General features: G+C 66.7%; 23 protein-coding genes. 19 read left to right on the top strand and 4 right to left on the bottom strand.

The genetic code is table 11. The annotated features are described in order from the left end of the window. Positions 1-59: 59 nt before the first annotated feature. Positions 60-1,328, bottom strand: coding sequence for a tRNA guanosine(34) transglycosylase Tgt (gene tgt / locus AC5ZH6_RS25825; protein ID WP_035728506.1), 1,269 nt, complete (start codon positions 1,326-1,328; stop codon positions 60-62). Between the two features lie 123 nt (positions 1,329-1,451). Here tgt and AC5ZH6_RS25830 point away from each other — a divergent pair, with 123 nt between their 5' ends. Together AC5ZH6_RS25830 and AC5ZH6_RS25835 are read left to right on the top strand one after the other, a co-directional pair. Beyond that, positions 1,452-1,868, top strand: a complete 417-nt coding sequence (locus AC5ZH6_RS25830) for a hypothetical protein (RefSeq protein WP_006371675.1) — start codon at positions 1,452-1,454, stop codon at positions 1,866-1,868. 68 nt (positions 1,869-1,936) lie between these two features. Then, entirely contained in the window at positions 1,937-2,713 is a 777-nt protein-coding gene (locus tag AC5ZH6_RS25835) for a MerR family transcriptional regulator (protein WP_035728508.1), read from the top strand. Positions 2,714-2,770: 57 nt separating this feature from the next. On the opposite strand, the gene AC5ZH6_RS25840 is transcribed toward AC5ZH6_RS25835, so the two are convergent. Then, positions 2,771-3,676 (bottom strand): ketopantoate reductase family protein, encoded by a 906-nt coding sequence (locus tag AC5ZH6_RS25840; RefSeq protein ID WP_006371677.1) that lies wholly within the window; start codon positions 3,674-3,676, stop codon positions 2,771-2,773. A 262-nt stretch (positions 3,677-3,938) separates the two neighbouring features. Between AC5ZH6_RS25840 and AC5ZH6_RS25845 the strand changes: the two genes are divergently transcribed. Beyond that, entirely contained in the window at positions 3,939-5,540 is a 1,602-nt protein-coding gene (locus AC5ZH6_RS25845) for a thiamine pyrophosphate-dependent enzyme (protein ID WP_006371678.1), read from the top strand. An 18-nt stretch (positions 5,541-5,558) separates the two neighbouring features. Here the strand turns inward: AC5ZH6_RS25845 and AC5ZH6_RS25850 are convergent, their stop codons facing one another. Next, on the bottom strand, positions 5,559-6,305 hold the full coding sequence (locus tag AC5ZH6_RS25850) for an IclR family transcriptional regulator (RefSeq protein WP_006371679.1): 747 nt from the start codon (positions 6,303-6,305) through the stop codon (positions 5,559-5,561). 187 nt (positions 6,306-6,492) lie between these two features. On the opposite strand from AC5ZH6_RS25850, the gene AC5ZH6_RS25855 reads away from it, so the two are divergent. Genes AC5ZH6_RS25855 through AC5ZH6_RS25865 form a run of 3 tightly spaced genes read left to right on the top strand, consistent with a single transcriptional unit; the run spans position 6,493 to position 9,863 of the window. Then, entirely contained in the window at positions 6,493-6,771 is a 279-nt protein-coding gene (locus AC5ZH6_RS25855; RefSeq protein ID WP_035728537.1) for a hypothetical protein, read from the top strand. Then, a complete protein-coding gene (locus AC5ZH6_RS25860) occupies positions 6,771-8,327 on the top strand; it encodes a sodium/solute symporter (protein ID WP_006371681.1) in 1,557 nt (518 codons plus the stop codon). The genes AC5ZH6_RS25855 and AC5ZH6_RS25860 overlap by 1 nt, the downstream gene beginning before the upstream one ends. Positions 8,328-8,345: 18 nt before the next feature. Continuing rightward, positions 8,346-9,863: a benzaldehyde dehydrogenase gene (locus AC5ZH6_RS25865; RefSeq protein ID WP_050955298.1), complete on the top strand. Its 1,518-nt coding sequence runs from the start codon at positions 8,346-8,348 to the stop codon at positions 9,861-9,863. A 31-nt stretch (positions 9,864-9,894) separates the two neighbouring features. Here the strand turns inward: AC5ZH6_RS25865 and AC5ZH6_RS25870 are convergent, their stop codons facing one another. Further along, positions 9,895-11,214 (bottom strand): UDP-N-acetylmuramoyl-tripeptide--D-alanyl-D-alanine ligase, encoded by a 1,320-nt coding sequence (locus tag AC5ZH6_RS25870; RefSeq protein ID WP_006371683.1) that lies wholly within the window; start codon positions 11,212-11,214, stop codon positions 9,895-9,897. 22 nt (positions 11,215-11,236) lie between these two features. On the opposite strand from AC5ZH6_RS25870, the gene AC5ZH6_RS25875 reads away from it, so the two are divergent. The 13 genes from AC5ZH6_RS25875 to nuoL all read left to right on the top strand — a co-directional run bounded on the left by AC5ZH6_RS25875 (position 11,237) and on the right by nuoL (position 25,448). Next, on the top strand, positions 11,237-12,313 hold the full coding sequence (locus AC5ZH6_RS25875; protein WP_006371684.1) for a D-alanine--D-alanine ligase family protein: 1,077 nt from the start codon (positions 11,237-11,239) through the stop codon (positions 12,311-12,313). A gap of 15 nt (positions 12,314-12,328) precedes the next feature. Then, positions 12,329-12,781: a DNA-binding transcriptional response regulator gene (locus tag AC5ZH6_RS25880; protein ID WP_035728510.1), complete on the top strand. Its 453-nt coding sequence runs from the start codon at positions 12,329-12,331 to the stop codon at positions 12,779-12,781. Positions 12,782-12,943: 162 nt separating this feature from the next. Continuing rightward, a complete protein-coding gene (locus tag AC5ZH6_RS25885) occupies positions 12,944-13,336 on the top strand; it encodes an NADH-quinone oxidoreductase subunit A (RefSeq protein WP_006371686.1) in 393 nt (130 codons plus the stop codon). A 100-nt stretch (positions 13,337-13,436) separates the two neighbouring features. Next, positions 13,437-13,991 carry a NuoB/complex I 20 kDa subunit family protein gene (locus AC5ZH6_RS25890; RefSeq protein ID WP_288336941.1) on the top strand — a complete coding sequence of 185 codons (555 nt, stop codon included), beginning with the start codon at positions 13,437-13,439 and terminating at the stop codon, positions 13,989-13,991. Next, positions 13,988-14,683: an NADH-quinone oxidoreductase subunit C gene (locus tag AC5ZH6_RS25895; RefSeq protein ID WP_288336942.1), complete on the top strand. Its 696-nt coding sequence runs from the start codon at positions 13,988-13,990 to the stop codon at positions 14,681-14,683. The genes AC5ZH6_RS25890 and AC5ZH6_RS25895 overlap by 4 nt, the downstream gene beginning before the upstream one ends. Further along, positions 14,680-16,020, top strand: a complete 1,341-nt coding sequence (locus tag AC5ZH6_RS25900; protein WP_014361874.1) for an NADH-quinone oxidoreductase subunit D — start codon at positions 14,680-14,682, stop codon at positions 16,018-16,020. The genes AC5ZH6_RS25895 and AC5ZH6_RS25900 overlap by 4 nt, the downstream gene beginning before the upstream one ends. Beyond that, positions 16,017-18,146 carry an NADH-quinone oxidoreductase subunit NuoF gene (gene nuoF / locus AC5ZH6_RS25905; RefSeq protein WP_288336943.1) on the top strand — a complete coding sequence of 710 codons (2,130 nt, stop codon included), beginning with the start codon at positions 16,017-16,019 and terminating at the stop codon, positions 18,144-18,146. The genes AC5ZH6_RS25900 and nuoF overlap by 4 nt, the downstream gene beginning before the upstream one ends. Further along, positions 18,143-20,545, top strand: a complete 2,403-nt coding sequence (locus AC5ZH6_RS25910) for an NADH-quinone oxidoreductase subunit G (protein WP_288336944.1) — start codon at positions 18,143-18,145, stop codon at positions 20,543-20,545. Before nuoF ends, AC5ZH6_RS25910 begins: the two co-directional genes overlap by 4 nt. Beyond that, positions 20,542-21,825 (top strand): NADH-quinone oxidoreductase subunit NuoH, encoded by a 1,284-nt coding sequence (gene nuoH / locus AC5ZH6_RS25915; protein WP_288336945.1) that lies wholly within the window; start codon positions 20,542-20,544, stop codon positions 21,823-21,825. The genes AC5ZH6_RS25910 and nuoH overlap by 4 nt, the downstream gene beginning before the upstream one ends. Continuing rightward, a complete protein-coding gene (nuoI, locus tag AC5ZH6_RS25920; protein WP_288336946.1) occupies positions 21,818-22,411 on the top strand; it encodes an NADH-quinone oxidoreductase subunit NuoI in 594 nt (197 codons plus the stop codon). The genes nuoH and nuoI overlap by 8 nt, the downstream gene beginning before the upstream one ends. Before the next feature lie 14 nt (positions 22,412-22,425). Continuing rightward, positions 22,426-23,205: an NADH-quinone oxidoreductase subunit J gene (locus tag AC5ZH6_RS25925; protein WP_288336953.1), complete on the top strand. Its 780-nt coding sequence runs from the start codon at positions 22,426-22,428 to the stop codon at positions 23,203-23,205. Next, positions 23,202-23,501 carry an NADH-quinone oxidoreductase subunit NuoK gene (nuoK, locus tag AC5ZH6_RS25930; protein ID WP_006371695.1) on the top strand — a complete coding sequence of 100 codons (300 nt, stop codon included), beginning with the start codon at positions 23,202-23,204 and terminating at the stop codon, positions 23,499-23,501. Before AC5ZH6_RS25925 ends, nuoK begins: the two co-directional genes overlap by 4 nt. A 27-nt stretch (positions 23,502-23,528) precedes the next feature. Beyond that, positions 23,529-25,448 (top strand): NADH-quinone oxidoreductase subunit L, encoded by a 1,920-nt coding sequence (gene nuoL / locus AC5ZH6_RS25935; protein ID WP_288336947.1) that lies wholly within the window; start codon positions 23,529-23,531, stop codon positions 25,446-25,448. Position 25,449 lies beyond the last annotated feature (1 nt).

The raw sequence follows: 25,449 nt of genomic DNA on the forward strand, positions 1-25,449 counted from the left end.
CGTCAGGAAGAGCGCCGTCGGCGTTATAACGAGCACTGTCGGCGGGGAGAAGAGCGCCGTCAGCGCGCGGCACGGCCGGCGTAGTAGCGACCGAGGAAGTCGTCTCGGTAGGCCTCGTAGTCGCCGTTCTCGATGGCGCGGCGGGCCCCGTCGACCATGTCGATGACGAAGGAGACGTTGTGCAGGGTTGCCAGCGTCGCCGCGAGCCCTTCCTTGGCCTTGAACAGGTGATGCAAGTAGGCGCGGGTGTATTGCGAGGTGTAATTGGTGATCTCGGGGTCGATCGGCCCGAAGTCCTTGCGGTAGCGCGCGTTGGTGATGTTGACCCGGCCGTCGCGGGTGTAGACGGCACCGTTGCGCGCGACCCGCGTCGGCGAGACGCAGTCGAAGGTGTCCGCGCCGTTCTCGATGGCGGTGAAGATGTCATCGGGCTCGCTGATACCGAGGAGATGTTTGGGTGCGTTCTCCGGAAGCTCGGTGTTGACCCAGCCGACGATGGTGCCGAGGTTGTCTTTCTCCAACGCACCGCCTATCCCGTAGCCGCCGAAGCCTTTTCCGCCGTTCTCCCGGTCGATGCGGGACAGTTCGGTCAGATCCCGCGCGGCCTTGCGTCGTAGATCCTCGTACTGCGCGCCCTGCAACACGCCCCACAGCGCTTGCTGCGGGCGGTGGCTGCGCTCGACCGAGAGCCGATTGTGTTCGGCGAGACAACGAATCGCCCAGAGCCGGGTCCGCTCCAGCGAACTCTCCTGATAGCCACGGGTGTTCATCAGGGTGGTGAGCTCGTCGAAGGCGAAGATGATGTCGGCGCCGAGCTGATGCTGGATCTGCATCGACACCTCGGGGGTGAAGCGATGAAACGAGCCGTCGAGGTGCGACTTGAAGGTGACGCCGTCGTCGTCGACGTGGGAAAGTCGTTCGCGCCCTTCGGCGATCTTGTGATCATCCTGCTCACCGGTCACGTCCATCGAGATGACCTTCTTGAACCCGGCGCCCAGCGACATCACCTGGAACCCGCCGCTGTCGGTGTAGGTGGGGCCCCGCCAGTTCATGAACGCACCCAGCCCGCCGGCCGCGTCGATGATCTCCGGCCCCGGCTGCAGATACAGGTGATAGGCGTTGGCCAGCACCGCTTGTGCCCCGAGCGCGGCCACCGACTCCGGCAGCACGGTCTTGACCGTCGCCTTGGTCCCGACCGGCACGAACGCGGGCGTGGCGATCTCCCCGTGCGGCGTCGTGATGACACCGGTGCGCCCCAATGTGCCGGGGAGTCGGGTGCCGATCCGGAAGGTGTCGTGCGAACTCACCGGAGCATCTTCGCAGGCCATGAGCGTGCAGCTCAAACCGACGGTTGTCGTCTGTTCGTTCTCCGGGGCGGGTTCGCTACGGTGAAGACCATGTCGCATCCCACTTTGACGCGCTGGTCGGCCCGGTCGTTGGCGGTAGGCGGTATGGCCGCACTGGCCACGGTGTCGCTGGCCGCATGCGGTGACGAACAGCAGTCCGGTGCGCAGGACTCCTCCGCCGCCCCCTCGGTCACCACACCGAGCACCAGCGTGCCGGTCGTCGCCGGCCCGAGCCCACAGTCGCGCACCACCGAGGCGTCCTCGGGCGCTCAGTCGGCCTCGACCTCGTCGACGAGCAAGACCTGCGGCAGCGTGGCCGGCCCCGACGGCGCACTGCGAGTGCTCGTGCTCGCCGGCGACGTCGACTGCGAGACCGCGAAGAAGGTCGGCACCGAGTACAGCCCGAAGATCGCGACCGGCCAACAGCAGAAGGTCTCCGGTTGGACGTGCGGCCCGTCGGAGGTCCGCGGCATCCTCGCCGCCTGCCAATCGGGAGACAAGGTCCTCGGCTTCACGCCCTGACCGACCGCATCCCGATCCCACCGGCGCGACTTGACCCTCACGTGACGTCAGACCCGAAGGTGTGGGGAGTGAGCGAAGGACATCCCGAAGTGCTGACGGTCGGCGCCACGGCGCGGCTCGTCGGAGTCAGCGTGCGAACGTTGCACCACTACGACGAGATCGGCCTGGTGACGCCGTCGGCGCGCACACATGCCGGCTACCGCGTCTACGACGACGCCGACGTCGAACGGCTCCATCAGGTACTGACCTACCGGGAGCTGGGATTTCCTCTCGAACAGATAGCGACCCTGCTCGACGATCCGTCGGCCGACGCGCTGGAACACCTCTCCAACCAGCGCGATCTGCTGCACGTCCGTATCGCTCACCTCACCCGAATGGTCGCGGCTGTGGAGGACATGATGACTGCGAAGAAGACCGGTATCGCGTTGACGGCGGCCGAGCAGGCCGAGATCTTCGGCGACGACTGGCTCGGCGACGAGTACGCCGACGAGGCACAGGAACGTTGGGGTGACACCGCTGCGTGGCAGCAGAGCCAACAGCGCACCGCCGGATACTCAAAGGACGATTGGCGTCGGATCAAGGAGGAGACCGACGCCTTCGAGGCACGCGTGGCCGATGCGATGGGCCGCGGTGTGAGCCCCGGATCGGCGGAGGCCGACGCGCTGGCCGAACAACATCGGGCCGCCATCGAGAAGTTCTACGACTGCGGCTACGAGATGCAGGTGTGCCTGGCCGACATGTACGTCGCCGACCCGCGTTTCACCGCGCATTACGACGGTGTCGCGCCGGGCCTGGCGACCTACCTGCGCGAGATCATCCGGGCCAACGCCGAACACAAGAGCTGAGGAGATCGTTCGCAGGACCAGGCCGCGATGGCCGGTTCTGCGAACGACAGCGTCACGTCAACTCGGTTGCGTGCTGCGCACCAGCGTGCACAGGACGTCGAGCACGGGGGTCTCGACATGATGATCACGACCTCGTTGAACCACCGCCCCGGCGATGTTGTCGATTTCGGTCCGACGACCTGACTCGATATCTCCCAGCATGGATGTCTTGTGGTCGGTGTGGTGCGCGAATGCGGAGGACACGGCCGACATGATGCGGTCGTTGTCGATGTCCACTCCTTCGGCATGAGCAACGTCGACGACTTCGTCGACGACGTTCTCGACGAGAGCTCTGGTGCCGCCGTCGGTGCCGATCTGTCCCACCGTTTGCCGGGTGAGTGCGCTGATCGTGTTCAAGGCGGAATTGAACGCCACCTTCTCCCAGATCGGAACGCGCACGTCAGTCGTTTCGGCGACGGTGAAGCCCGCGGCGGAGAAGGTTTCTCGCACGCCCTGGGCCACCATGGCCCCGCGCGTCCCACCGATGGCCACCTTGCCTTCGCGCCGAGTGCGCACCAGACCTGGGCGAATGAGATCAGCAGGCAGATCCGTCATTCCGATCAGGGTGCGTTCTGATCCGAACTGCTGCTCCAGTACCACATCGTTGCCGAGCCCATTCTGCAGGGTGAGCCCGAAGGTCGCTTTCCCCACCAGATGGCCGATGGACTCGAGCGCCGCCTCGGTGTGAAAACCCTTCGTGAACATCATGACGAGATCAACAATCCCGCGGGCATCGGCCGCCGTGGTCGCCGATGCCACGACACTCGTGGTACCTGTACCGAAGTCGAGCGTGATGCCGTCGGCGTTCAACCTCTCGACGACCTGGGGATTCGCATCGACGAATGACACGTCGTTACCGCCGAGCGCCAGTCGAGCGCCGAACAACTGCCCCATCGCACCCGATCCCACCACCGCGATCTTCATCTGCCTGCCTCCACTCGTAGCACGATCCGCTGTTGCGGCATCTCGCTGCGCTGAACACAGTCGGCACAACGAGATGAGGCTCCCGACGCTAATGCTCCGGAGGTCCGGATGACACCGGTTTTCCGGATGCTGAGAGTCCCTGTGCCGCACCGCGTCGCGTCCTGGCAGAGTCGCCGGTGCGACGAACTCTTTTGGGCCGACCACGCATCGCCAGGTGGTCGCTCTCATTCGCCCGCCATCTATCTCGACCATCGGAGTCCCCATGCACACGGTCCGCGTTGCCACCTTCGACGTACTGCGTCATACCGGCATGACAACCATTTTCTCCAATCCAGGTTCCACCGAGGTCTCGTTCCTGACCGACCTTCCAGATGACCTGGAATTCGTTCTGGCACTTCATGAAGGCTCGGTGGTCGGCATCGCCACCGGGCACGCGCTCGCGACAGGCTCTCCGGCGCTGGTCGTCCTGCACACCACTGCCGGACTGGGAAATGCCGTCGGAGCCCTGGCAACGGCGCGGGTGAACCGAGCACCGCTGGTTGTGGTCGTCGGTCAGCAGGACCGCAGACACCTTGCGCTGGAGCCGTTCCTGGCCGGGCGGCTCAGTCAACTCGCCGGCGATTACCCGGTCTGGGTCGACCAACCGGTACGCGCGCAAGACGTCCCGGGAGCGATCCAGCGCGCATTCCGGGAAGCGACGATCGGTCGAGGGCCCGCGCTGGTCATCGTTCCCATGGACGACTGGCTGATGCCCGCCGGAGACACCGAGAACGCCGCGAGTGACCACCTCGTGATCGGTCGCCGGAGCAGTCCCGAATCGGTGACAGCAATTGCCGAATTGATCGACGAGAGTCGTTCACCTGCCCTCGTGGTCGGAACGGGTCTCGACAGCGACGCCGGATGGCGCGCCTCGACCGCTCTCGCGGAACGGCTGAATTGTCCGGTCTTCCAGGAGGCGTTCGGCGCCCGTGCCGGATTCCCGCAGGATCACCGATTGTTCGTCGGCCACCTTCCGGCGGCCCGGGCGGGATTACGCAGGACGCTCGAGCCATTTGATCTGGTCATCGTCATCGGCGCGCCGGTCTTTCGTCAGTATCCCTTCGACGAGGGGCCGCTCGTACCCTCCACGACTTCGGTGGTGGTGATCACCGACATCGACGCAGAGGCCTCCCGTAGTCCCGCTCGCCTTGCCGTGCTGGCCGACCCTGCAGCATTCGCCGACGACTTGTCGAAGTCGATCCGGTCTCGACCGGAAGGCACTGTGGTGCAGCAACATCCGATAAAGACTCCACCAACCGAACCGGGATCTGCGCTACGCGCCGCACACGTCCTGGGGTCTCTGAGCCGACGACTCCCACCCGACGCCGTCCTCGTGGAGGAAACCCCATCGAGCAGATCCGATCTCCATGAGCTGCTGCCCGCACGAGCCCCTTTGGGCTTCGTCAGCGCCGCGATGGGCGGCCTCGGATTCGCGATGCCCGCAGCGATCGGCCTGAAAATGGGCGCCCCGGATCGTCCGGTCGTGTGTGTGATCGGGGACGGATCATCGCTGTATGCGATTCAATCCCTTTGGACTGCAGCACGTTACAACGTCGGGACGGTGTTCGTCGTACTGGCCAACGGACGCTACGCGATCATGGATCGCCTTGCCGCCCGCGAAGGACGCGGGCCCGCACCCTGGCCGTCGTTCGAGGAGGTCTCGATCAGCACCCTCGCCGCGGGGCTGAACTGCCCGATCACGCGAGTGGTGAGCGCCGACGAACTCGACGTCGCGCTGGACGAGATCATCCCGTCACTCGCCGAGCGCACGAGTCCGCTGGTCGTCGAGGTCGACGTCGCCGCTGACCCTCGTCTCGAGCTCTGATGCAGCATGCCGCGGCGGTCACGCCCTGAGGGTTCGGGTGATGACCGCGGCGGCAACCCGCACACCTTGCGCCAGCGCACTGAGATTGGGATTCGCGGCGGGAACCACCACAGAGATCGCAGCGACCACCCGGCCGGACTTGTCGAAGACGGGTGCCGCCGCCGAGGCATTGCCCTCCGTCATCTCGTTGCGTGAGATGGCGAACCCGGTCGAGCGGATCTCCGCGAGCGCACGCTGCAGCGTGTGCGGATCGGTGATGGTCTGTGAGGCCATTCGGGGCAGCTCTCCCGCCAGGATCTCTTCACGCGTCTTGGAATCACCGAAGGCCAAGAGCACCTTTCCGGGGCCCGTGGCATGCAACGGTAGGCGGTAACCGACCTGTGAGGACACCGAGGCGCCCGCCCTGGCCCGAGGCTCGAGCTTCTCGATATAGAGAGCACGCAGGTCGTCGAGAACCACCAGGTGCACCACCTCGTGCGTCGTCTCGAAGAGGTCTTCCAGTACCGGCAACGCGACATCCCTGAGTTGGCGCTCCCGTGGCGCAAGCGCCCCGAGCTGCCACAACCGACGACCCACCGTGTACGTGCCGCGGCCGGTTCGGTCGAGGCCACCCCACTTGACCAACTCGGCCAGGTATCGATGCGCCGTGGCGGGCGGGAGGCCAGTGGCCGACACGATCGCCCTCAGTGTCTGTTCCGGCCGATCCTCGCTGAACGATTCCAGGATCGACAGCGCTCGGCTCAGGGAACTCCTCGATTCAGCCATGTCATCTCCGCCGTACCGTCACCGAGTCCTGCACCGACGTCACTCGACGCAATGCTACGAGCCTTTTCCGAATGATGAGAGGGCATGTGGTCAATGCCCCTGGACTTCCCAGACGATGAGTGAGCTGCAAGATAACCCGCCCGGCATGTGGCGGACTGCACGCCCCTTCTACCGCATGGAGTTTCACATGACCCCCTCACTCGACCTCCCGGACCAGGTCCGTGGAGACCTGCCCGCGAGTACCCGACGCCAGATGCGTCGCAACATCCTCGTCGGCTGCGCCGCTTTCGTTCTTCTCATGGCACTCACCCTGACGATGCTCTTCACGCCCCTTTTCGACGGGCACATCGGAGGCATCGGCGTGGGATACGTCATCGGGTTCATCGACTTTGTAGCCGTTCTCGGCATCGCGGCGACCCATTGCGTTCGAATGAACCGGGTCGACACCCGGGGAGGAGTCCTCTGATGGACACGTTATCGGTGGTCGTGGTGTCGACGATCGTCGCCATCACATTGGGGCTCGCGGTGCTCGCGTCCCGACGCAACAAGGATGCCGGCGACCACTACGTCGCCGGTCAGCGCGTCTCCGCCCTACAGAACGGGCTGGCACTGGCTGGCGAACAGCTCTCCGCCGCTTCACTTCTCGGCATCACCGGCGCCGTCGCACTGACCGGTTTCAGCGGCTTCTACCTCGCCCTGGGGATTCCCACCGCTTTTTTGCTCGTACTCTTGATCGTGGCCGAGCCATTGCGCAATCTCGGCAAATACACTTTGGCCGACGTTGTCTCCCACCGTTTCGACGGGCGGCTCCTGCGCGGGTCGATGGCGGTGACGACACTGCTGATCAGCATGATCTACATGATGATCCAATTCGTCGGCGCCGGGGTGCTGGCCGAACTCCTTCTGGGCGTGCCCTTCTCCGTGGCGGTGGTGGTACTTGCAGTACTCATGACCGCCTACATGCTCCTCGGCGGGATGGTCGCGGCAACCTACATCCAAGCATTCAAGAGCGTACTGCTGATCGCCGTCGTCTTCGTTCTGCTGATGTTCGTCATCGCCCACACCGGCTGGAATCCGCTGGGCCCCATCACCGAATCGGCCGATCGGTTCGGAAGTCAGATCGTCAGCGCACATCGGCTCGACGCCACGAACTCCTGGAACAACGTTTCGTTGATGGTCGGCCTCGCGCTGGGGGTGATGGGTCTGCCGCACGTCATGTTGCGGTTCCTCACCACCAAGGACACCCGAGCCGCGCGGTCGTCGACGTTGATCGCGATGATCATCTTCTCGGTCTTCTTCCTGCTTCTGCCGATCTTCGGCTATGCATCACTGAACGAGGTGGGGCGACAACAGATCCTCGACGACAACAAAGGCGGCAATCTGGCGATCGCCCGGCTCACGGAAGCCGTCAGCGGCAACATCCTGCTCGCCGTTCTCGCCGGCGTGGTCATCGCGACGATCCTCGCCGTACTCTCCGGGATCGCGATCGCCGCCTCGGGCGCTGCCGCGCACGATCTGTACGCGAATGTCATCAAACGTGGAAATGTCAGCCCGCGCCGAGAAGTCACGGTGAGCAGGATCGCCGGTCTGATCATTTCTGTGCTCGCGATTTTCCTCGCGCTGGGCGCGCAGAACCTCAATGTGGGCTTCCTGGCAAACGTGGCGTTCGCCATCGCCGCCGCCACACTGACACCGGTCATCGTGCTCACGATCTACTGGCGTGGGTTCACTCGCACCGGCGCCCAGGCGGCGGTAACGGGAGGACTGCTGCTCAGTATCGTGCTCGTGGCCCTGGGGCCCAACGTGATGGGCGACGACGCGATCTTCCCGCTCGGTATTCCCGCCATCGTCACCGTGCCGGTCTCCTTCGCTCTCGCTTGGCTCGGCAGCCTCGCAGGTCGCGGGCGGGGCGCGGCGCAGGGCCGCCCATACACGGAAATCGCCATGACGGCATTCCCGTCGCGCGCGACCGTGAATCGACGCCCGGATCCCCCTTCTCGGTTGGACGACACCACCCCCTGAGTCACACCAACCACCTCGATGCAGATCGGACACCATCCCATGAATGCCACATCCACACGACAGGCAGCGCCTGCCACCTCCCTGCTCGACTCCTGCGTCTGGTCCTCGAAGATCTTTGTCGGCGCATGGATTCGAGGAAGCGCACCAGACCACGTCGTGACAGAACCGGCCACCGGCGTAGAATTGGGCGTCATCGGCATGGCAACCCCGGACGATGTCGCCGATGCCGCCAATCGGGCACGTGCAGCGCAGCGCGAATGGGCGGAGAAACCCTATACCGATCGCGCCGCGGTCTTGCGTCGCGCAGGGCAACTCTTCGAACACCACACCGACGAGATCCACGAGTGGCTCATCCGCGAATCAGGCAGCGTCCGAGCGAAAGCAGGTATCGAAACCCACGCGGCAGCGGAAGAGTGTTACAACGCAGCAGCATTGGCGGCGCACCCATTCGGAGCGGTTCTCCGGTCCGAGCAGCAGCGGCTGAGTCTGTCTCGGCGGGTTCCGGTGGGCACGGTGGGGGTCATCGCCCCCTTCAACTTCCCCGTCATCCTGTCCATCCGCGCGGTCGCTCCCGCGCTGGCGTTGGGCAATGCCGTTGTACTCAAGCCTGATCCGCGTACCGCAGTCAGTGGCGGGGTGCTCCTTGCCCGGATCTTCGAGGAGGCCGGGCTCCCCGCGGGGCTCCTCAGTGTGCTCCCCGGCGACGCAGCGGCCGGAGAAGCCATCGTCGTGCACCCCTCGGTGCGAGTGATCGCATTCACCGGTTCCACCCAGGCCGGTCGCGCCGTGGGCGAACTCGCGGGCCGACATCTCAAACGAGCCCACCTCGAACTCGGCGGCAACAACGCACTGATCGTCCTCGACGACGTGGATGTCGAAACTGCAGTATCGGCAGGGGCTTTCGGCTCCTTCCTCCATCAGGGACAGATATGCATGGCGTCCGGGCGGCACATCGTCCACGAGAGCATCGTCGATGACTACACAGCTCTGCTGGCACAGCACGCACAACGACTTCCGGTCGGAGACCCTTTCGTCGACGACGTCGCGTTGGGCCCGATCATCGACGTCGGGCAGCGCGACCGGATCCATCGGCTGGTGACGGCCAGCGTATCCGCGGGAGCACAGCTCGCGGCCGGAGGTAGCTATGACGAACTGTTCTATCGCCCAACGGTCTTGGCCGGGTCGGCCCAGGATACTCCCGCGTTCCGGGACGAGGTCTTCGGCCCCGTTGCCCCGGTGATCTCGTTCTCCGACATCGAAGAGGCCACCCAGATCGCCACGAACAGCGACTACGGGCTCTCGCTGGGCGTCCTCACCGCCGACCCGATGCGCGGAATCGAACTCGCGTCGCGTATCCCCGCCGGACTAGTGCACGTCAACGATCAGACCGTCGGCGACGAAGCTGTAGTTCCCTTCGGCGGACTCGGTGCCTCCGGAAATGGCGGACGCGTGGGTGGCATCGACGCCAACCTGGACGCGTTCACCGAAACGCAGTGGCTGACCGCCCGGAGTGATATGCCGCGCTACCCCTACTGACGTCGGCGTGCACGACATGGGTCAGGCACTGTCACCCCAGTGCGTCGGCGACCCGCTCGAGTGCGGCCACCCGACTGCCCTTGACGAGCACCACATCACCCTCGGCGAGGTCGTCGAGGGCGGCGACGGCGGCCGCGACGTCGCCGACGTGCCGGGCAAACGTTCCGTAAGACGGTTCGTCGACGGCGATCACCTCGACCCCGAGTGACTGCGCCTGCTCCGCGATCTGCTCGTGCGCGGCCGGTGCATCGGCCCCGAGTTCGGCCATCGTGCCGAGCACCGCGATCCGACGGCGACCGTCGAGCGCGGCCAGCGACCGCAGCGCCGCGGCCATCGACGTCGGGTTGGCGTTGTAGGCGTCGTTGAGGATCGTGACGCCGGCGTCGGTGGTGTGCAGTTCCATCCGCAACCCCGACAGCGCCGCACCGAGCAGGCCGTCGGCCATGGCCTCGACGGGCACCCCCAGCCCGCCGGCGGCCGCGGCCGCGGCCAGCGCGTTGGACACCTGGTGTTCGCCGCGCGCACCCAGGCTCACCTGCGTCGACCCCCACGGCGTATGCAGCCGGAACGACGCGCGCAGGGCCGCGTCGACGGTGATGTCGGTGGCGCTGACGTCGGCCGACGGGGTCAGCCCATAGCTCAGCACCTGCGCCGAGGTGCGCCCGGCCATCGCGATCACGCGCTCGTGGTCGGCGTTGAGGACGGCGATGCCGTCGGCGGGCAGTGACTCGACGAGTTCGCCCTTGGCCCGGCCGACCGATTCGATGTCGCCGAACAATTCCAGGTGGACGCCCTCGACGCGGGTGACGATCCCGACGGTCGGGCGGGCGATGGAGCACAACTCGGCGATGTGCCCGACGCCGCGCGCCCCCATCTCGACGACCACGGCCTCGGTGTCGTCGGGGGCGTTCGCCAGCGTCAGTGGCAGGCCCAGTTCATTGTTGAACGATTTCTCGCTGGCGGCGGTGATGAAGGTCGTCGCGAGCACCCCGGCGAGCAGGTCCTTGGTGGAGGTCTTGCCGACCGACCCCGTCACCCCGACGACCCGTTCGGGCAGACGGCGACGCACCAGTCGTCCGACGTCGGCGAGCGCGGCCGCGGTGTCGGCGCAGGTGATCGCGGCGGCGGCGACCTCGGCACGCGGGGGCTGCGAGGTGAGGTATGCCGTGGCGCCCGCGGCGACGGCCGAACCGATGAAATCGTGTCCGTCGCGGGCGGCGACGATCGGGACGAACAGTTGCCCGGCGGCGACGGCACGCGAATCGATGGTCGCGCCGGTCACCGTGACGTCCTCGCCGTTGGTCAGCTCTCCGCCGACAACGTCGGCGATCTCACTTGCCTGGATGTGCACGCCCTAACGCTATCGTGACCCCATGGCCTCTCCCCTGCTGCGTCTGATCGTGCTCTACGGCGGTGTGTCCGCCGAGCACGACGTCTCCCGGGTCACCGCGGCGCACGTGATCGCCGCCGCCGACCCCGCCAAGTACGAGGTGAGGCCCATCGGCATCGCCAAGGACGGCACCTGGGTGCGCAACGACAAGGTGATCGCCGCGCTCGCCGAGGGCACCGAGCTGCCCGGTGAACTCGAGATCGCCGGTACGGCCGTCGAACCGCTCGCCGAGTTGCGCCGACAGTCCGACGACGCCATCGGTGTGGTGTTGCCGCTGCTGCACGGACCGCACGGTGAGGACGGCACGATCCAGGGCATGTTGGAGCTGTTCGGGCTGCCCTATGTCGGCGCCGGGGTGCTCAGCTCCGCGGTGTGCATGGACAAGGCGATGGCCAAGGTGGTTGCCGCGCAGGCCGGGATCCCGCAGTGCCGGTGGCTGGAGTTCCGCGATGGCGTCGACGATCCGCGCACCATCGCCTTCCGGGCTATCGAAGAGATGGGGCTTCCGCTGTTCGTCAAGCCCGCGAACATGGGCTCGTCGGTGGGGATCACCAAGGCCCACGATGCCGCCGAACTCGACGCCGCGATCAATCTCGCGCTGCGCTACGACGACGTCGTCGTCATCGAGGAAATGGTCGACGGCCGTGAGGTCGAGGTGGCCGTGCTCGGCAATGCGCTGCCGGAGACGTCGGTGCCCGGGGAGATCATGCCGGGCAGCGAATTCTACGACTACGAGGACAAATACATCACCGGTGCCGCGAAGCTGGTGATCCCGGCACCGCTGTCGGCGCAGGCCGCCGCCGACGTCCGCGAGCTCGCGGCGAAGGTGTTCACGGCGATGCGTTGCGCGGGCATGGCACGCGTGGACTTCTTCTACGAGGAGTTCGGTCGGGGCTGGCTCCTCAACGAGGTCAACACGATTCCCGGTTTCACCCCGGGCTCGATGTATCCGAAGCTCTGGGATGCCACCGGACTGCCCTACCCCGACCTCATCGACCGCCTGGTCACGCTCGCGCTCGAATCGCATCGCCGTCGTACCGGGTTCTCCACCGAACACTGACGTAGCATCGATCCCGTGAGCGGCACCGACCACGTGACCAGCACCGATGATGCTTTGCCCCAGCGACCTTCGGTGTTGCGGGTGTTGGTGTACTCCGACGACGCCGACACCCGTCGCCAGGTCATCGGCGCACTGGGCACCCGGCCTGTGCCCGATCTGCCGGAGTTGAGCTTCTTGGAGGTGGCGACCGGGCCGATGGTCTTCGCCCAACTCGATGCCGGCAACGTCGACGTCGCCATCCTCGACGGTGAGGCCTCGCCCGAGGGTGGGCTGGGCATAGCCAAGCAGATGAGCGACGAATATGATCCGCGGCCGCCGACGCTGGTGTTGATCGGTCGCGCCGCCGACCGCTGGCTGGCCGACTGGTCGCGGGCCGACGCCGCCGCGACGCTTCCGGTCGATCCGATCGAATTGCCGGCAGCCCTGGGCGACATGTTGCGCGGAAAGCTCTCGCAGCAACAGTCCTGAACAGGTATTTCGGCTCCCGGTCGGGACGGTCGTCCGAAAACTCCGCCAAATGTCTCGACACGGCGGCATGCGCTTGTAAGGTTGTGTTGTAGCTCACATCAGCTCGCTACTACCCAGCAGCTCACACCCACTGAGCGAGCGCACGGAGGGAGTCGATCGGCGATGAACGCCTATGTTCCGATCCTCGTTCTCGGTGCGATCGCGCTCGGCTTCGCGGTGTTCTCGGTCGTCATCGCCTCGGCGGTGGGGCCGCGCCGGGCCAACCGCGCCAAACTCGATGCCTACGAGTGCGGTATCGAACCCATCGGCGGCGGTTCGGGGACGTCCACCCTGTCCGACGTGAGACGGACTGTGGTGCAGAGAATTCCGGTCAAGTACTACCTGACCGCGATGCTGTTCATCATCTTCGACATCGAAATCGTCTTCCTCTACCCGTGGGCGGTGGCCTTCGACGCGCTCGGCTGGTTCGGCCTGGCGGCGATGGCCCTGTTCATCGTGAACGTGTCGGTGGCCTACGCCTACGAATGGCGCCGCGGCGGGTTGGGGTGGGACTGACGTGACAGATCCGGCACGAGTCGAGCACAAGGGAGCGCACCGATAGCGAGTTCGGCACACATGTGCCCGTGACCCGTCCGGCGCGGCGAGGAGGTAGGCGATGGGCCTCGAAGAGAGACTGCCCAGTGGATTCCTGCTGAGCACTGTGGAGGACCTGGCGGGATTCATGCGCAAGGGCTCGCTGTGGCCCGCGACCTTCGGCCTCGCGTGCTGCGCCATCGAGATGATGGCGAGCACCTCCGGTCGCTACGATCTGGCGCGGTTCGGGATGGAGGCTTTCCGCGCCTCGCCGCGTCAGGCCGACCTGATGATCATCGCCGGACGGGTCAGCCAGAAGATGGCGCCGGTGCTGCGCCAGATCTACGACCAGATGACCGAGCCCAAATGGGTTCTGGCGATGGGTGTTTGCGCCAGCTCGGGCGGCATGTTCAACAACTACGCGATCGTGCAGGGCGTCGACCACGTGGTACCCGTCGACATCTATCTACCGGGTTGTCCGCCACGCCCGGAGATGTTGCTCAACGCCATCCTCGCGCTGCACCGCAAGATCGGCGAGATGCCGCTGGGCGTCAATCGCGAAGAGGCCATCTGGGCGGCCGAACAGGCGGCCCTGCAGGCCACTCCGACGATCGAGCTGAAGGGTCTGCTGCGATGACCGACGACGAGACGACCGGCGCGGCCGCACCCGACGAGGTGATCGCGGTGCGCCACGGCCTGTTCGGGGTGCACGGCAGCGGCGACACCTCCGGATACGGCGGGCTGGTGCAGACGGTCACCCTGCCCGCCGCGACCCGGCCCTACGAAGGATACTTCGACCACATCGCCGACACACTCTCCGCCGCGCTCGACGCAAACGAGGGTCCGGGCTTCGACGAGGCCATCGAGAAGGTGGAGATCCACGCCGGGGAGATGACGATGTACGTCGTCGCCCGACATCTGGCCGTAGTAGCGCTGACGCTGCGCAACCACGAGGCGCTGCGCTTCGAATTGTGCTTGGGCGTCAACGGGGTTCACTATCCCGACGACACCGGCCGCGAACTCCACGCGGTGTATCCGCTGGCGTCGATCACCCACAATCGGCGGCTGCGGCTGGAGGTGGCGGTCCCCGACGCCGACCCGCGCATCCCGAGCCTGTGCGAGATCTACCCGACCAACGACTGGCACGAACGCGAGACCTTCGACTTCTTCGGCATCGTCTTCGACGGCCACCGCGCGCTCACCCGGATCTCGATGCCCGACGACTGGGTGGGTCATCCACAGCGCAAGGACTACCCGCTGGGCGGGGTTCCGGTGGAGTACAAGGGAACCCAGGTTGCACCACCCGATCGCCGGAGGTCGTACTCATGACCGATCTCGACCCGCGGCCGAGTCACGCCGCACGCCCCGAACACACCTACACCGTCTCCGGCCAGGATTGGGACGAGATCGTCGCCGAGGTGTCGGCGCGCGCCGCCGCCAACTCCGGCGAGGAGCGGATCGTGGTGAACATGGGTCCGCAGCACCCGTCCACGCACGGGGTGCTGCGGCTGATCCTGGAGATCGAGGGCGAGACGGTCACCGAGGCACGATGCGGAATCGGGTACCTGCACACCGGGATCGAGAAAAACCTGGAGTACCGCAACTGGATTCAGGGCGTCACCTTCGTCACCCGCATGGATTATCTCTCACCGTTCTTCAACGAGACGGCCTACTGCCTGGCGGTGGAGAAGCTCCTGGGCATCACCGAGGCCATCCCCGAGCGCGCCTCGGTCATCCGGGTGATGCTCATGGAGCTCAACCGGATCACCTCCCACCTGGTCGCCCTGGCCACCGGCGGTATGGAACTCGGTGCGGTGACCGCGATGTTCTCCGGTTTCGGTATCCGCGAACAGATTCTCGACATCTTCGAGCTCGTCACCGGCCTACGGATGAACCACGCCTTCATCCGGCCCGGTGGAGTGGCCACCGACCTCCCCGACGGCGCCGTGGAGCAGATCGCCGCGATCGTCGCCGGCCTGCCCGAGCAACTGGCCAAACTCTCGGACCTGTTGACCGACAACTACATCTGGAAAGCGCGCACCTGCGACGTCGGTTTCCTCGACCTCACCGGGTGCATGGCGCTCGGCATCACCGGGCCCGTCCTGCGATCCACCGGCCTCCCGCACGACGTCCGCAAGACCGAGCCCTACTGCGGGTACGAGGACTACGACTTCGACGTGATCACCGAGACCACCTGTGACTCCTACGGGCGCTATGTGATTCGCGTGCGAGAGATGAGTGAGTCGGTGCGGATCGTCGAACAGTGCCTGGCACGGCTGCGGCCCGGACCGGTGATGGTGACCGACGCGAACATCGCCTGGCCCGCCGATCTCACGCTCGGACCCGACGGACTCGGCAACTCCCCCGCCCACATCGCCGAGATCATGGGCGAATCCATGGAGTCGCTGATCCACCACTTCAAACTCGTCACCGAGGGTATGCGGGTGCCACCGGGCCAGTGTTATGTGGCGATCGAATCGCCGCGCGGTGAGCTGGGTGTCCACATGGTCTCCGACGGCGGAACCCGGCCCTACCGAGTGCATTTCCGCGATCCGTCGTTCACCAACCTGCAGGCCGTGGCGGCAATGTGCGAGGGCGGCATGGTCGCCGACGTGATCACCGCCGTGGCCAGCATCGACCCGGTGATGGGAGGCGTGGACCGATGAGCGAACCGGTGTACCTCGAACTGGGAATCGACGGGCCGCCACCCGAACCCGCGCCGGCCGAACCCGCCGCGTGCGTCGCACGCCCGCACGGACCGATCGAATTCGACGGTCCGGCAACCTATCCCGATGACGTCGCCGATCGTCTGCGACAGGCTGCCGCCCCGATCGTCGCGCGTTACCCGCAGTCCCGATCGGCGCTGCTACCCTTGCTGCACCTGATGCAGTCCCAGGACGGACACCTCACCCGCGCCGGTATCGCACTGTGCGCCGAGATCCTCGACCTCACCGACGCCCAGGTCGCCGCGGTGGCCACCTTCTACTCGATGTTCCGCCGCACGCCCACCGGCGAGTATCTGATCGGTGTGTGCACCAACACCCTCTGTGGGGTCCTCGGCGGTGACGAGATCCTACGCACGGTGTGTGAACACCTCGGTGTCGCACCCGGTGAGACCACAGAAGATCACCGCATCACCGTCGAGCACCTCGAATGCAACGCGGCCTGCGATCTCGCCCCGGTGGTGATGGTCAACTGGGAGTTCTTCGATCAGAAGACCCCGGAGTCGGTGGTCGAGCTCGTCGAGGACCTGCGGGCCGGGGTCGAGGTGACGCCCAGTCGTGGTGATCGGGCGGTGGCCGGATTCCGGGACACCGCAGCCGTATTGGCCGGAGTCGGAGAGGTCGCGCCGCCCACCGCAGGTGATGCCGGGGCCGGTGATGACGGGGCCACCGAGTATCCGGTCGAGGACGAGCCCGCAGCGCCGCCGGTCCTGTCGCGGCACTGGGCGGAGCCGGACTCGTGGACCCTGGACAACTATCTGCGCCACAACGGATATCGCGGTCTGCGGGCCGCGCTGGACCTGGCTCCCGACGCCGTCATCGAGGCGGTCAAGTCGGCGGGATTGCGCGGGCGCGGCGGGGCGGGCTTCCCGGTGGGACTGAAATGGTCGTTCATCCCGCAGAACAAAGGAGACGACCCGAATCCGGACGCGCCACCACACTATCTGGTGGTCAACGCCGACGAGTCCGAGCCGGGCACCTGCAAGGACATGCCGTTGATGCTCGCGTCTCCGCACGCCCTCGTGGAGGGGGCGATCATCGCGGCGTACGCGATCCGGGCACGCCACGCCTTCATCTACCTGCGCGGTGAGGTCGTCGGAGTGCTGCGTCGCCTACGGCAGGCCGTCGACGAGGCCTACACCGCAGGCTATCTGGGGCGTGACGTCCTCGGATCGGGAGTCGACATCGACCTCGTGGTGCACGCCGGCGCCGGCGCCTACATCTGCGGTGAGGAAACGGCATTGCTCGATTCGCTCGAGGGCCGTCGCGGGCAGCCCCGACTACGGCCGCCGTTCCCCGCGGTCGCCGGCCTGTACGCGAGTCCGACGGTGGTCAACAACGTCGAATCGATCGCCAGCGTCCCGGCGATCCTGCGCAACGGCATCGACTGGTTCCGCGCCATGGGCACCGAGAAATCGCCGGGATTCACCCTGTACTCGATGTCGGGACACGTCAACCATCCGGGCCAATACGAGGCTCCCCTCGGGATCACGTTGCGGCAGTTACTCGATCGGGCCGGTGGCGTCCGCGACGGGCACCACCTCAAGTTCTGGACGCCGGGCGGATCGTCGACACCGATGCTCACCGCCGACCATCTCGACGTACCGCTGGACTACGAGGGCGTCGCCGAGGCCGGATCGATGTTGGGTACCAAGGCCTTACAGATCTTCGACGAGACCACGTGCGTGGTACGGGCGGTGCTGCGCTGGACCGAGTTCTACGCGCACGAGTCATGCGGCAAGTGCACGCCGTGCCGGGAGGGCACCTACTGGCTGGTGCAACAGCTACGCGCCATCGAGTCCGGCGACCTCGACGCCGATGAGATGTCCGCGGCACTCGCGGTCCTCGCCGACGTCACCAACAGCATCGTCGGGAAGTCGTTCTGCGCACTCGGCGACGGCGCCGGAAGCCCGATCGTCTCGGCGCTCAAGTACTTCCGGGACGAGTTTCTCGCCCACACCCGCCCCGGGTCGGGTCCGGATGCGCGCGGGCGCTGTCCGTTCGATCCCGCCGCGTCGACCGTCTTCACCGACCACCGCACGCCGTACGTCCCGGGAGCGAGCCGATGACCGCACTGTCCGACCGGCCCTCGTCCGCCGAGCCCGTCGAACTCGTCACCGCGACCATCGACGGCACCGAGGTCCGGGTACCCCCCGGCACCTTGGTGATCCGGGCTGCCGAACGGGTGGGCATCCAGATTCCCCGATTCTGCGATCACCCGTTGCTCGCCCCGGTCGGTGCGTGCCGGCAGTGTCTCGTCGAGGTCGAGGGGCAGCGCAAACCGCTCGCCTCATGCACCACCACGGTCACCGAGGGCATGGAGGTCCGCACCCAACTCGGCTCGGAGATCGCCGAGAAGGCCCAGCGCGGGGTGATGGAACTGCTGCTCATCAACCATCCGCTGGACTGCCCGATCTGCGACAAGGGCGGTGAATGCCCGCTGCAGAACCAGGCGATGACCGCCGGGCGTCCGCGCTCGCGGTTCACCGGGCCCAAACGCACCTACACCAAACCGGTTCCGCTGTCCTCGGCGGTGCTGCTCGACCGGGAGCGGTGCGTGCTGTGCGCCCGCTGCACCCGCTTCGCCGACCAGATCGCCGGCGACCCGCTCATCGACCTCGCCGATCGTGGTGCGCTGCAACAGGTCAGCACCGCCGACGGAACCCCGTTTGACTCGTACTTCTCCGGCAACACCGTGCAGATCTGTCCCGTCGGTGCGCTGACCGGTACCGCCTACCGCTTCCGCGCCCGGCCGTTCGATCTGGTGTCCACCCCGAGCGCCTGCGAACACTGTGCGAGCGGCTGCGCCCAGCGCACCGACCATCGGCGTGGAAAGGTGTTGCGGCGCCTGGCCGCCGACGATCCCGCGGTCAACGAGGAGTGGAACTGCGACAAGGGACGCTGGGCGTTCGCCTACACCGCCGGCGCCGATCGGCTCACCACCCCGCTGGTCCGGGACCGGCACGGACAGCTGCGGGAGGTGTCGTGGGCGCAGGCGTTGCGCGCCGCCGCCGACGGACTGCAGGCCGCCCGGGGACGTACCGGAGTCCTCACCGGCGGCCGGATCACCGCCGAGGACGCCTACGCCTACGTCCGGTTCGCGCGAACCGTTCTCGGCACCAACGACATCGATTTCCGCTCCCGGCCGCACAGCGCCGAGGAGACCGCCTTCCTCACCCGCCACGTCGCCGCCCGCGCCGACGACCTCACCTACGACGCACTGGTCGCGGCGCCAACCGTGCTGCTCGCCGGATTCGAGCCGGAGGAGGAGTCACCGATCGTCTTCCTGCGACTGCGTCGCGCGGTGCGCACCACCGGCACCCGGGTCCACGCGATCGCGTCGTGGCGTAGTCCCGGCATCGAAAAGCTGAACGGCACAGTACTTCCCACCGTTCCCGGCGCCGAGGCCGCGGTACTCGATGACGACTCCACCGCGGCGCTGCTCGGCGACGCGGGATCGGTGATCATCGTCGGCGAACGTCTCGCCAGCGCTCCGGGCGCCCTCCCCGCGGCGATGCGACTCGCCGAACGGACCGGCGCACGACTGGTATGGATACCACGACGCGCCGGCGATCGCGGAGCGGTGGAAGTCGGCGCGCTGCCGACGCTGCTGCCCGGCGGCCGGCCGGTCACCGATGCCACCGCACGACTCCAGGTCGCCGGGCTCTGGCAGGCGCGCGATCTCCCGTCCATCCCTGGGCGCGACAGCGGTGAGATCCTCTCCGCCGCAACGACCGGCCGTCTCGACGCGCTGCTCGTCGGTGGCGTCGATCCGGCCGATCTCCCCGACCCCGCCGCCGCGATCGCCGCCCTCGACGCGGTGGGATTCCTGGTGAGCCTGGAGATCCGGACATCGGCGGTGACCGAACGCGCCGACGTGGTGCTGCCGGTCGCGGCGGCCGCGGAGAAGGCGGGGATGTTCCTCGACTGGGAAGGGCGGGCACGCCCGTTCCCGGCCGCCCTCGCCGACACCGGGCGTCTGTCGGATCATCGGGTCCTCGACGCGCTGGCGCAGGCGGCGGGTGTCTCGCTGGACTGCCGCGAGATCACCGATATTCGAGCACAATTGGGCCGCCTCGGGCCGTGGACGGGCCCTCGACCGGAGATACCGGTACCCCCGGTGTCGGCGGCCCGCACACCCGGCCCCGGTGAGGCGGTGCTGTCGACCTGGCATCTGCTGCTCGACGACGGCCGACTCCAAGACGGCGAGCCGTATCTCGCCGGCACCGCGCACCCATCGGTGGCACGGTGCTCGGCGGCCACGGCGAGCGCTGCCGGACTCACCGACGGACACGACGTCGAACTGAGTACCGACTCGGGCACACTGACCCTTCCACTGCTGATCAGCGACATGGTCGACGGCGTGGTGTGGGTGCCCACCTATTCGGTGTCCTCGCATGTCCGTTCGCAGCTGCATGCAGAATCCGGCGACGTCGTCGCCGTCCGTCCGGCGGAAGGGCAGTCGTGAACCTGGCAGCCACCGACTATCCCGATCTCGCCGACTTCGGTCACGACCCGTGGTGGCTCGTGCTCATCAAGGCGGTGGCGGTCTTCGCCTTTCTGGTGGCCAATCCACTCGTCGCGATCCTGGCCGAACGAAAGATCATGGCCCGCATGCAAGCCCGGCTCGGCCCGAATCGGGTCGGTCCGCACGGGATGCTGCAGAGCATGGCCGACGGTGTGAAACTCGCACTGAAGGAGGGCATCACACCGTTCGGCGTCGACAAGGTCCTCTACCTGGTCGCACCCGTCATCGCCGTGGTCCCGGCGATCATGGCGTTCGCGGTGATCCCGTTCGGCCCGATGGTGTCGGTGTTCGGCCACCACACCCCGCTGCAACTGACCGACCTGCCCGTCGGGGTGCTGTTCATCCTGGCGATGGCGTCGATCGGGGTCTACGGAATCGTGTTGGCCGGGTGGTCCTCCGGGTCCACCTATCCCCTGCTCGGCGGACTGCGCTCGACCGCACAGGTCATCTCCTATGAGATCGCGATGGGCCTGACCTTCGCCGCGGTGTTCCTCGACTCGGGCACCATGTCAACCTCGGAGATCGTGGCCGGACAACACAACTACTGGTACGGCCTGGTGTTGCTCCCGTCCTTCGTCATCTACGCGGTGTCCATGGTCGGCGAGACCAACCGTGCGCCCTTCGACCTCCCCGAGGCCGAGGGCGAACTCGTCGGTGGCTTCCACACCGAGTACTCCTCACTGAAGTTCGCGATGTTCATGCTCGCCGAGTACATCAACATGGTGACCGTGTCGGCACTGGCCACCACGCTGTTCCTCGGCGGCTGGCAGGCTCCGTGGCCGCTGAGTCTGTGGGACGGAGCCAATTCCGGCTGGTGGCCGATCCTGTGGTTCACCCTCAAGGTCTGGGTCTTCATGTTCGTCTTCATCTGGTTGCGCACCAGCCTGCCGCGTCTGCGCTACGACCAGTTCATGAATCTCGGCTGGAAGGTCCTCATCCCGGTGTCCTTGACCTGGGTGATGATCGTCGCGCTGATCCGCGCCGCATTCGGTTCGGCGAGTGACACGGTGCCACGAGCGTTGGTGTCGGCGGCCGTCGGGCTGGTGGTGACCCTCCTGTTGTTCTGGCTCGTCCGGCGCGTCGTGCGCCCGGCACCGCACACCCCGGTAGCCGACACCCCCGCGCCCCGAAGCGCGATCCCGTTCGACCCGATGGCCGGCGGCTTCCCGGTACCGCCCCTACCCGGCCAACTCCCCGCGAAGGAGACCACCGATGCCTGACTTCCTCAAGCCCCCCAAACCCTTGAGCGGCATGGGTGTGACGTTCTCGTCGATGTTCGCACCGACGGTGACCGAGCAGTACCCCGAGGAGAAGAAACCCACCGCACCGCGCTATCACGGTCGGCACCAACTCAATCGGCACCCCGACGGTCTCGAGAAGTGCGTGGGCTGCGAACTCTGCGCATGGGCCTGCCCGGCCGACGCCATCTTCGTCGAGGGCGCCGACAACACCGACGAGCAGCGCTATTCGCCGGGCGAACGCTACGGCCGCGTCTACCAGATCAACTACCTCCGGTGCATCGGCTGCGGCCTGTGCATCGAAGCCTGCCCCACCCGGGCATTGACGATGACCAACGACTACGAGCTCGCCGACGACAACCGCGCCGACCTCATCTACGAGAAGCAGCAGTTGCTCGCGCCATTACCGGCGGGCACCGCGCCGACACCGCACGATGTCAGCGCTGCGGCCGCAGCCGGGACCGCACCACGAGAGGCCGACTACTACCTGGGACGCGTGGGCCCCGACGGTACCGTGACCGGCCGGACCGCCGACACTGAGACCACCAGCGCCGAGGTCGTACCGTGAGCGCCTCGACAGTCGTGGCGCAATCGGGTGCGGCACTGACCGATGCAGTCCTCGCCGACGCCGCCCGCACCTCCACCGGTGAGGCGGTGCAGTTCTGGATTCTCGGCGTCGTGGCCGTCGCCGGCGCGTTGGGGGTGGTCTTCGCCACCAAGGCCGTGTATTCGGCGATGTTCCTGGCCACCACGATGATCGTGCTCGCCGTCTTCTACGTCGCGCAGGGCGCCCTGTTCCTCGGCGTCGTGCAGGTGGTGGTCTACACCGGCGCGGTGATGATGTTGTTCTTGTTCGTGCTCATGCTGATTGGCGTGGACTCGTCGGATTCCCTGGTCGAAACGCTACGCGGGCAACGGGTTGCCGCGGTGGTGTTGGGAATCGGGTTCGGCGCGTTGTTGTGTGGCGGTATCGGTGCGGCAACCGTCGCGATCACCGCACCGCCGGGCGCGGTGGCAGCCCGGCCACCGGGGAGCAACGGAGCCGTCGAGGCCATCGCCGAACTGATCTTCGTGCGCTACCTGTGGGCGTTCGAACTCACCGGCGCCCTGCTGATCACGGCGACGCTGGGCGCGATGGTGCTGGCGCACCGAGAACGCTTCGGGCCGAAGCGGACCCAGCGGGAGATCTCCATCGAGCGGTTCCGCAAGGGCATCGACGTCACACCGCTGCCGAGTCCGGGAGTCTTCGCCCGGCACAACGCCGTCGACATCCCCGCCCTGCTGCCCGATGGCACGCCGTCGGAGTTGTCGGTCAACGCACGATTGCGCGCCCGACAACCGGATCGGGGGACGGCGAAGTGAATCCCGAGAACTACCTGTATCTCTCGGCCCTGCTGTTCGCCATCGGTGCGGCCGGGGTGTTGTTGCGGCGCAACGCGATCGTCGTGTTCATGTGCGTCGAGCTGATGCTCAACGCGGCGAACCTGTCGTTCGTGACCTTCGCGCGCATGCAGAGCAGCGTCGACGGGCAGGTGATCGCGTTCTTCACGATGGTGGTCGCGGCCGCCGAGGTGGTCGTCGGACTCGCGATCATCATGATGATCTTCCGATCCCGGCGCAGCGCCTCGGTCGACGACGCTGCCCTGCTGCGGAGATAGGGACGGCCGGGAGATGAGGAGGGCGGCATGAGCACCGACACATCGGCGAGCATTCTCTGGGTTGTTCCCGCGCTGCCGCTATTGGGTGCGGCCGTCCTGCTGCTGGCGGGCAGGCGCACCGACCGCTGGGGGCACTATCTCGCATGCGTGCTGGCCGCCGCATCGTTCTGCGCCGGCGTCGCGCTGTTCGTCGGGATGCTCGGCCGGAACACCGCCGACCGTCCCGTACACCAGGTGCTGTTCACGTGGCTGCACATCACCCCGGCCGGCACCGGCAGCGGCGGCTTGAGCGTCGACATGGGGCTCTACCTCGATCAGCTGTCGATGTGCTTCGTGCTGTTGATCACCGGCGTCGGCACCCTGATCCACATCTATTCGATCGGCTACATGGCCTCGGATCCCGATCGTCGCCGATTCTTCGCCTACCTCAACCTGTTCCTCGCCGCGATGCTCGTGCTGGTACTCGCCGACTCCTACCTCGGCCTCTATCTCGGTTGGGAGGGAGTCGGTCTCGCGTCCTACCTGCTGATCGGGTTCTGGCAGCAGCGGCCCTCGGCGGCGACCGCCGCGAAGAAGGCGTTCGTGGTGAACCGCGTCGGCGACATCGGGTTGGCGGTCGCGCTGATGGTCATGTTCGCGACCTTCGGATCGGTCTCGTTCACCACCGTGTTCGCCGGCGCCGACGCCGCCGGACACGCCACCATGACCGCATTGGGTTTCCTGCTGTTGCTCGCCGCGTGCGGCAAATCCGCCCAGGTACCGTTGCAATCGTGGCTCGGTGACGCGATGGAGGGCCCGACGCCGGTGTCGGCGCTCATCCATGCGGCGACCATGGTGACCGCAGGCGTCTATCTGATCGCCCGTTCGCACGCGATCTTCGACGTCGCCCCCGACGCCCGTCTGGCCGTGGCGGTCGTCGGAGCGGTGACACTGCTGTTCGGCGCGATCATCGGTTGCGCCAAGGACGACATCAAGAAAGCACTGGCCGCCTCCACGATGAGCCAGATCGGATACATGGTGCTGGCCGCCGGATTGGGGCCGGCCGGTTACGCATTCGCGATCATGCATCTGCTCACCCATGGATTCTTCAAGGCCGGGTTGTTCCTCGGGGCGGGCTCGGTGATGCACGCGATGAACGACGAGACCGACATGCGCCGATTCGGCGGCCTGCGCACGCTCATGCCGATCACCTTCGTCACCTTCGGGCTCGGGTATCTGGCATTGATCGGGGTACCCCCGTTCTCGGGATTCTTCTCCAAGGACCCGATCATCGAGGCGGCCTTCGGTGCAGGTGGCGCACGCGGTGTACTCCTCGGTGGGGCCGCGCTGCTCGGCGCGGGCATCACCGCCTTCTACATGACCCGCATCATGCTGATGACCTTCTTCGGCGAGAAGCGTTGGGCACCTGAGGCACATCCGCACGAGGCGCCGGCCACGATGACCGGCCCGATGATCCTGCTCGCGCTCGGATCGGTCGCCGCGGGTGGGTTGCTGGTCAGCGGCGACGCACTGGTGCACTGGCTGACACCCGTGGTCGGCGAGCATCACAGCGAGCTGCCGGTGCCCACCTGGGTGGTGACGGTGGGTGTCCTGGTGGTGGTCGCGGCGGGTATCGGTGTCGCGTGGGCGCGATACGCCCAGGCTCCGATCCCGCTGACGGCACCGCGCGAGGTCACCGCACTGACGGTCGCGGCACGCCGCGACCTCTACGGCGACGCGTTCAACGAGCGCGTGTTGATGCGACCCGGCCAGGCACTGGCAAGAGGTCTCGACGTCCTCGAATCCGAGGGTGTCGACGGCGCCGGGGTCGGCGTCGGCACGCTGGTCACCGCATCGTCGAATCGAATACGGCTGTGGCAGAGCGGTTTCGTTCGATCATATGCGCTGTCGATGCTGGCCGGGGCGACCGTCGTGGTGGCCGCGCTGATGCTGGTCAGGGGGGTGTAGA

The organism is Gordonia sp. YC-XJ4 (assembly GCF_059511865.1).

Excerpts from the sequence above, each read along its gene's own strand:
- tgt (WP_035728506.1), bottom strand. The coding sequence starts at position 1,328 with ATGGCCTGCGAAGATGCTCCGGTGAGTTCGCACGACACCTTCCGGATC.
- AC5ZH6_RS25830 (WP_006371675.1), top strand. The coding sequence starts at position 1,452 with ATGGCCGCACTGGCCACGGTGTCGCTGGCCGCATGCGGTGACGAACAG.
- AC5ZH6_RS25840 (WP_006371677.1), bottom strand. The coding sequence starts at position 3,676 with ATGAAGATCGCGGTGGTGGGATCGGGTGCGATGGGGCAGTTGTTCGGC.
- AC5ZH6_RS25845 (WP_006371678.1), top strand. The coding sequence starts at position 3,939 with ATGCACACGGTCCGCGTTGCCACCTTCGACGTACTGCGTCATACCGGC.
- AC5ZH6_RS25850 (WP_006371679.1), bottom strand. The coding sequence starts at position 6,305 with ATGGCTGAATCGAGGAGTTCCCTGAGCCGAGCGCTGTCGATCCTGGAA.
- AC5ZH6_RS25855 (WP_035728537.1), top strand. The coding sequence starts at position 6,493 with ATGACCCCCTCACTCGACCTCCCGGACCAGGTCCGTGGAGACCTGCCC.
- AC5ZH6_RS25860 (WP_006371681.1), top strand. The coding sequence starts at position 6,771 with ATGGACACGTTATCGGTGGTCGTGGTGTCGACGATCGTCGCCATCACA.
- AC5ZH6_RS25865 (WP_050955298.1), top strand. The coding sequence starts at position 8,346 with ATGCAGATCGGACACCATCCCATGAATGCCACATCCACACGACAGGCA.
- AC5ZH6_RS25875 (WP_006371684.1), top strand. The coding sequence starts at position 11,237 with ATGGCCTCTCCCCTGCTGCGTCTGATCGTGCTCTACGGCGGTGTGTCC.
- AC5ZH6_RS25885 (WP_006371686.1), top strand. The coding sequence starts at position 12,944 with ATGAACGCCTATGTTCCGATCCTCGTTCTCGGTGCGATCGCGCTCGGC.
- AC5ZH6_RS25890 (WP_288336941.1), top strand. The coding sequence starts at position 13,437 with ATGGGCCTCGAAGAGAGACTGCCCAGTGGATTCCTGCTGAGCACTGTG.
- AC5ZH6_RS25895 (WP_288336942.1), top strand. The coding sequence starts at position 13,988 with ATGACCGACGACGAGACGACCGGCGCGGCCGCACCCGACGAGGTGATC.
- AC5ZH6_RS25900 (WP_014361874.1), top strand. The coding sequence starts at position 14,680 with ATGACCGATCTCGACCCGCGGCCGAGTCACGCCGCACGCCCCGAACAC.
- nuoF (WP_288336943.1), top strand. The coding sequence starts at position 16,017 with ATGAGCGAACCGGTGTACCTCGAACTGGGAATCGACGGGCCGCCACCC.
- AC5ZH6_RS25910 (WP_288336944.1), top strand. The coding sequence starts at position 18,143 with ATGACCGCACTGTCCGACCGGCCCTCGTCCGCCGAGCCCGTCGAACTC.
- nuoI (WP_288336946.1), top strand. The coding sequence starts at position 21,818 with ATGCCTGACTTCCTCAAGCCCCCCAAACCCTTGAGCGGCATGGGTGTG.
- nuoL (WP_288336947.1), top strand. The coding sequence starts at position 23,529 with ATGAGCACCGACACATCGGCGAGCATTCTCTGGGTTGTTCCCGCGCTG.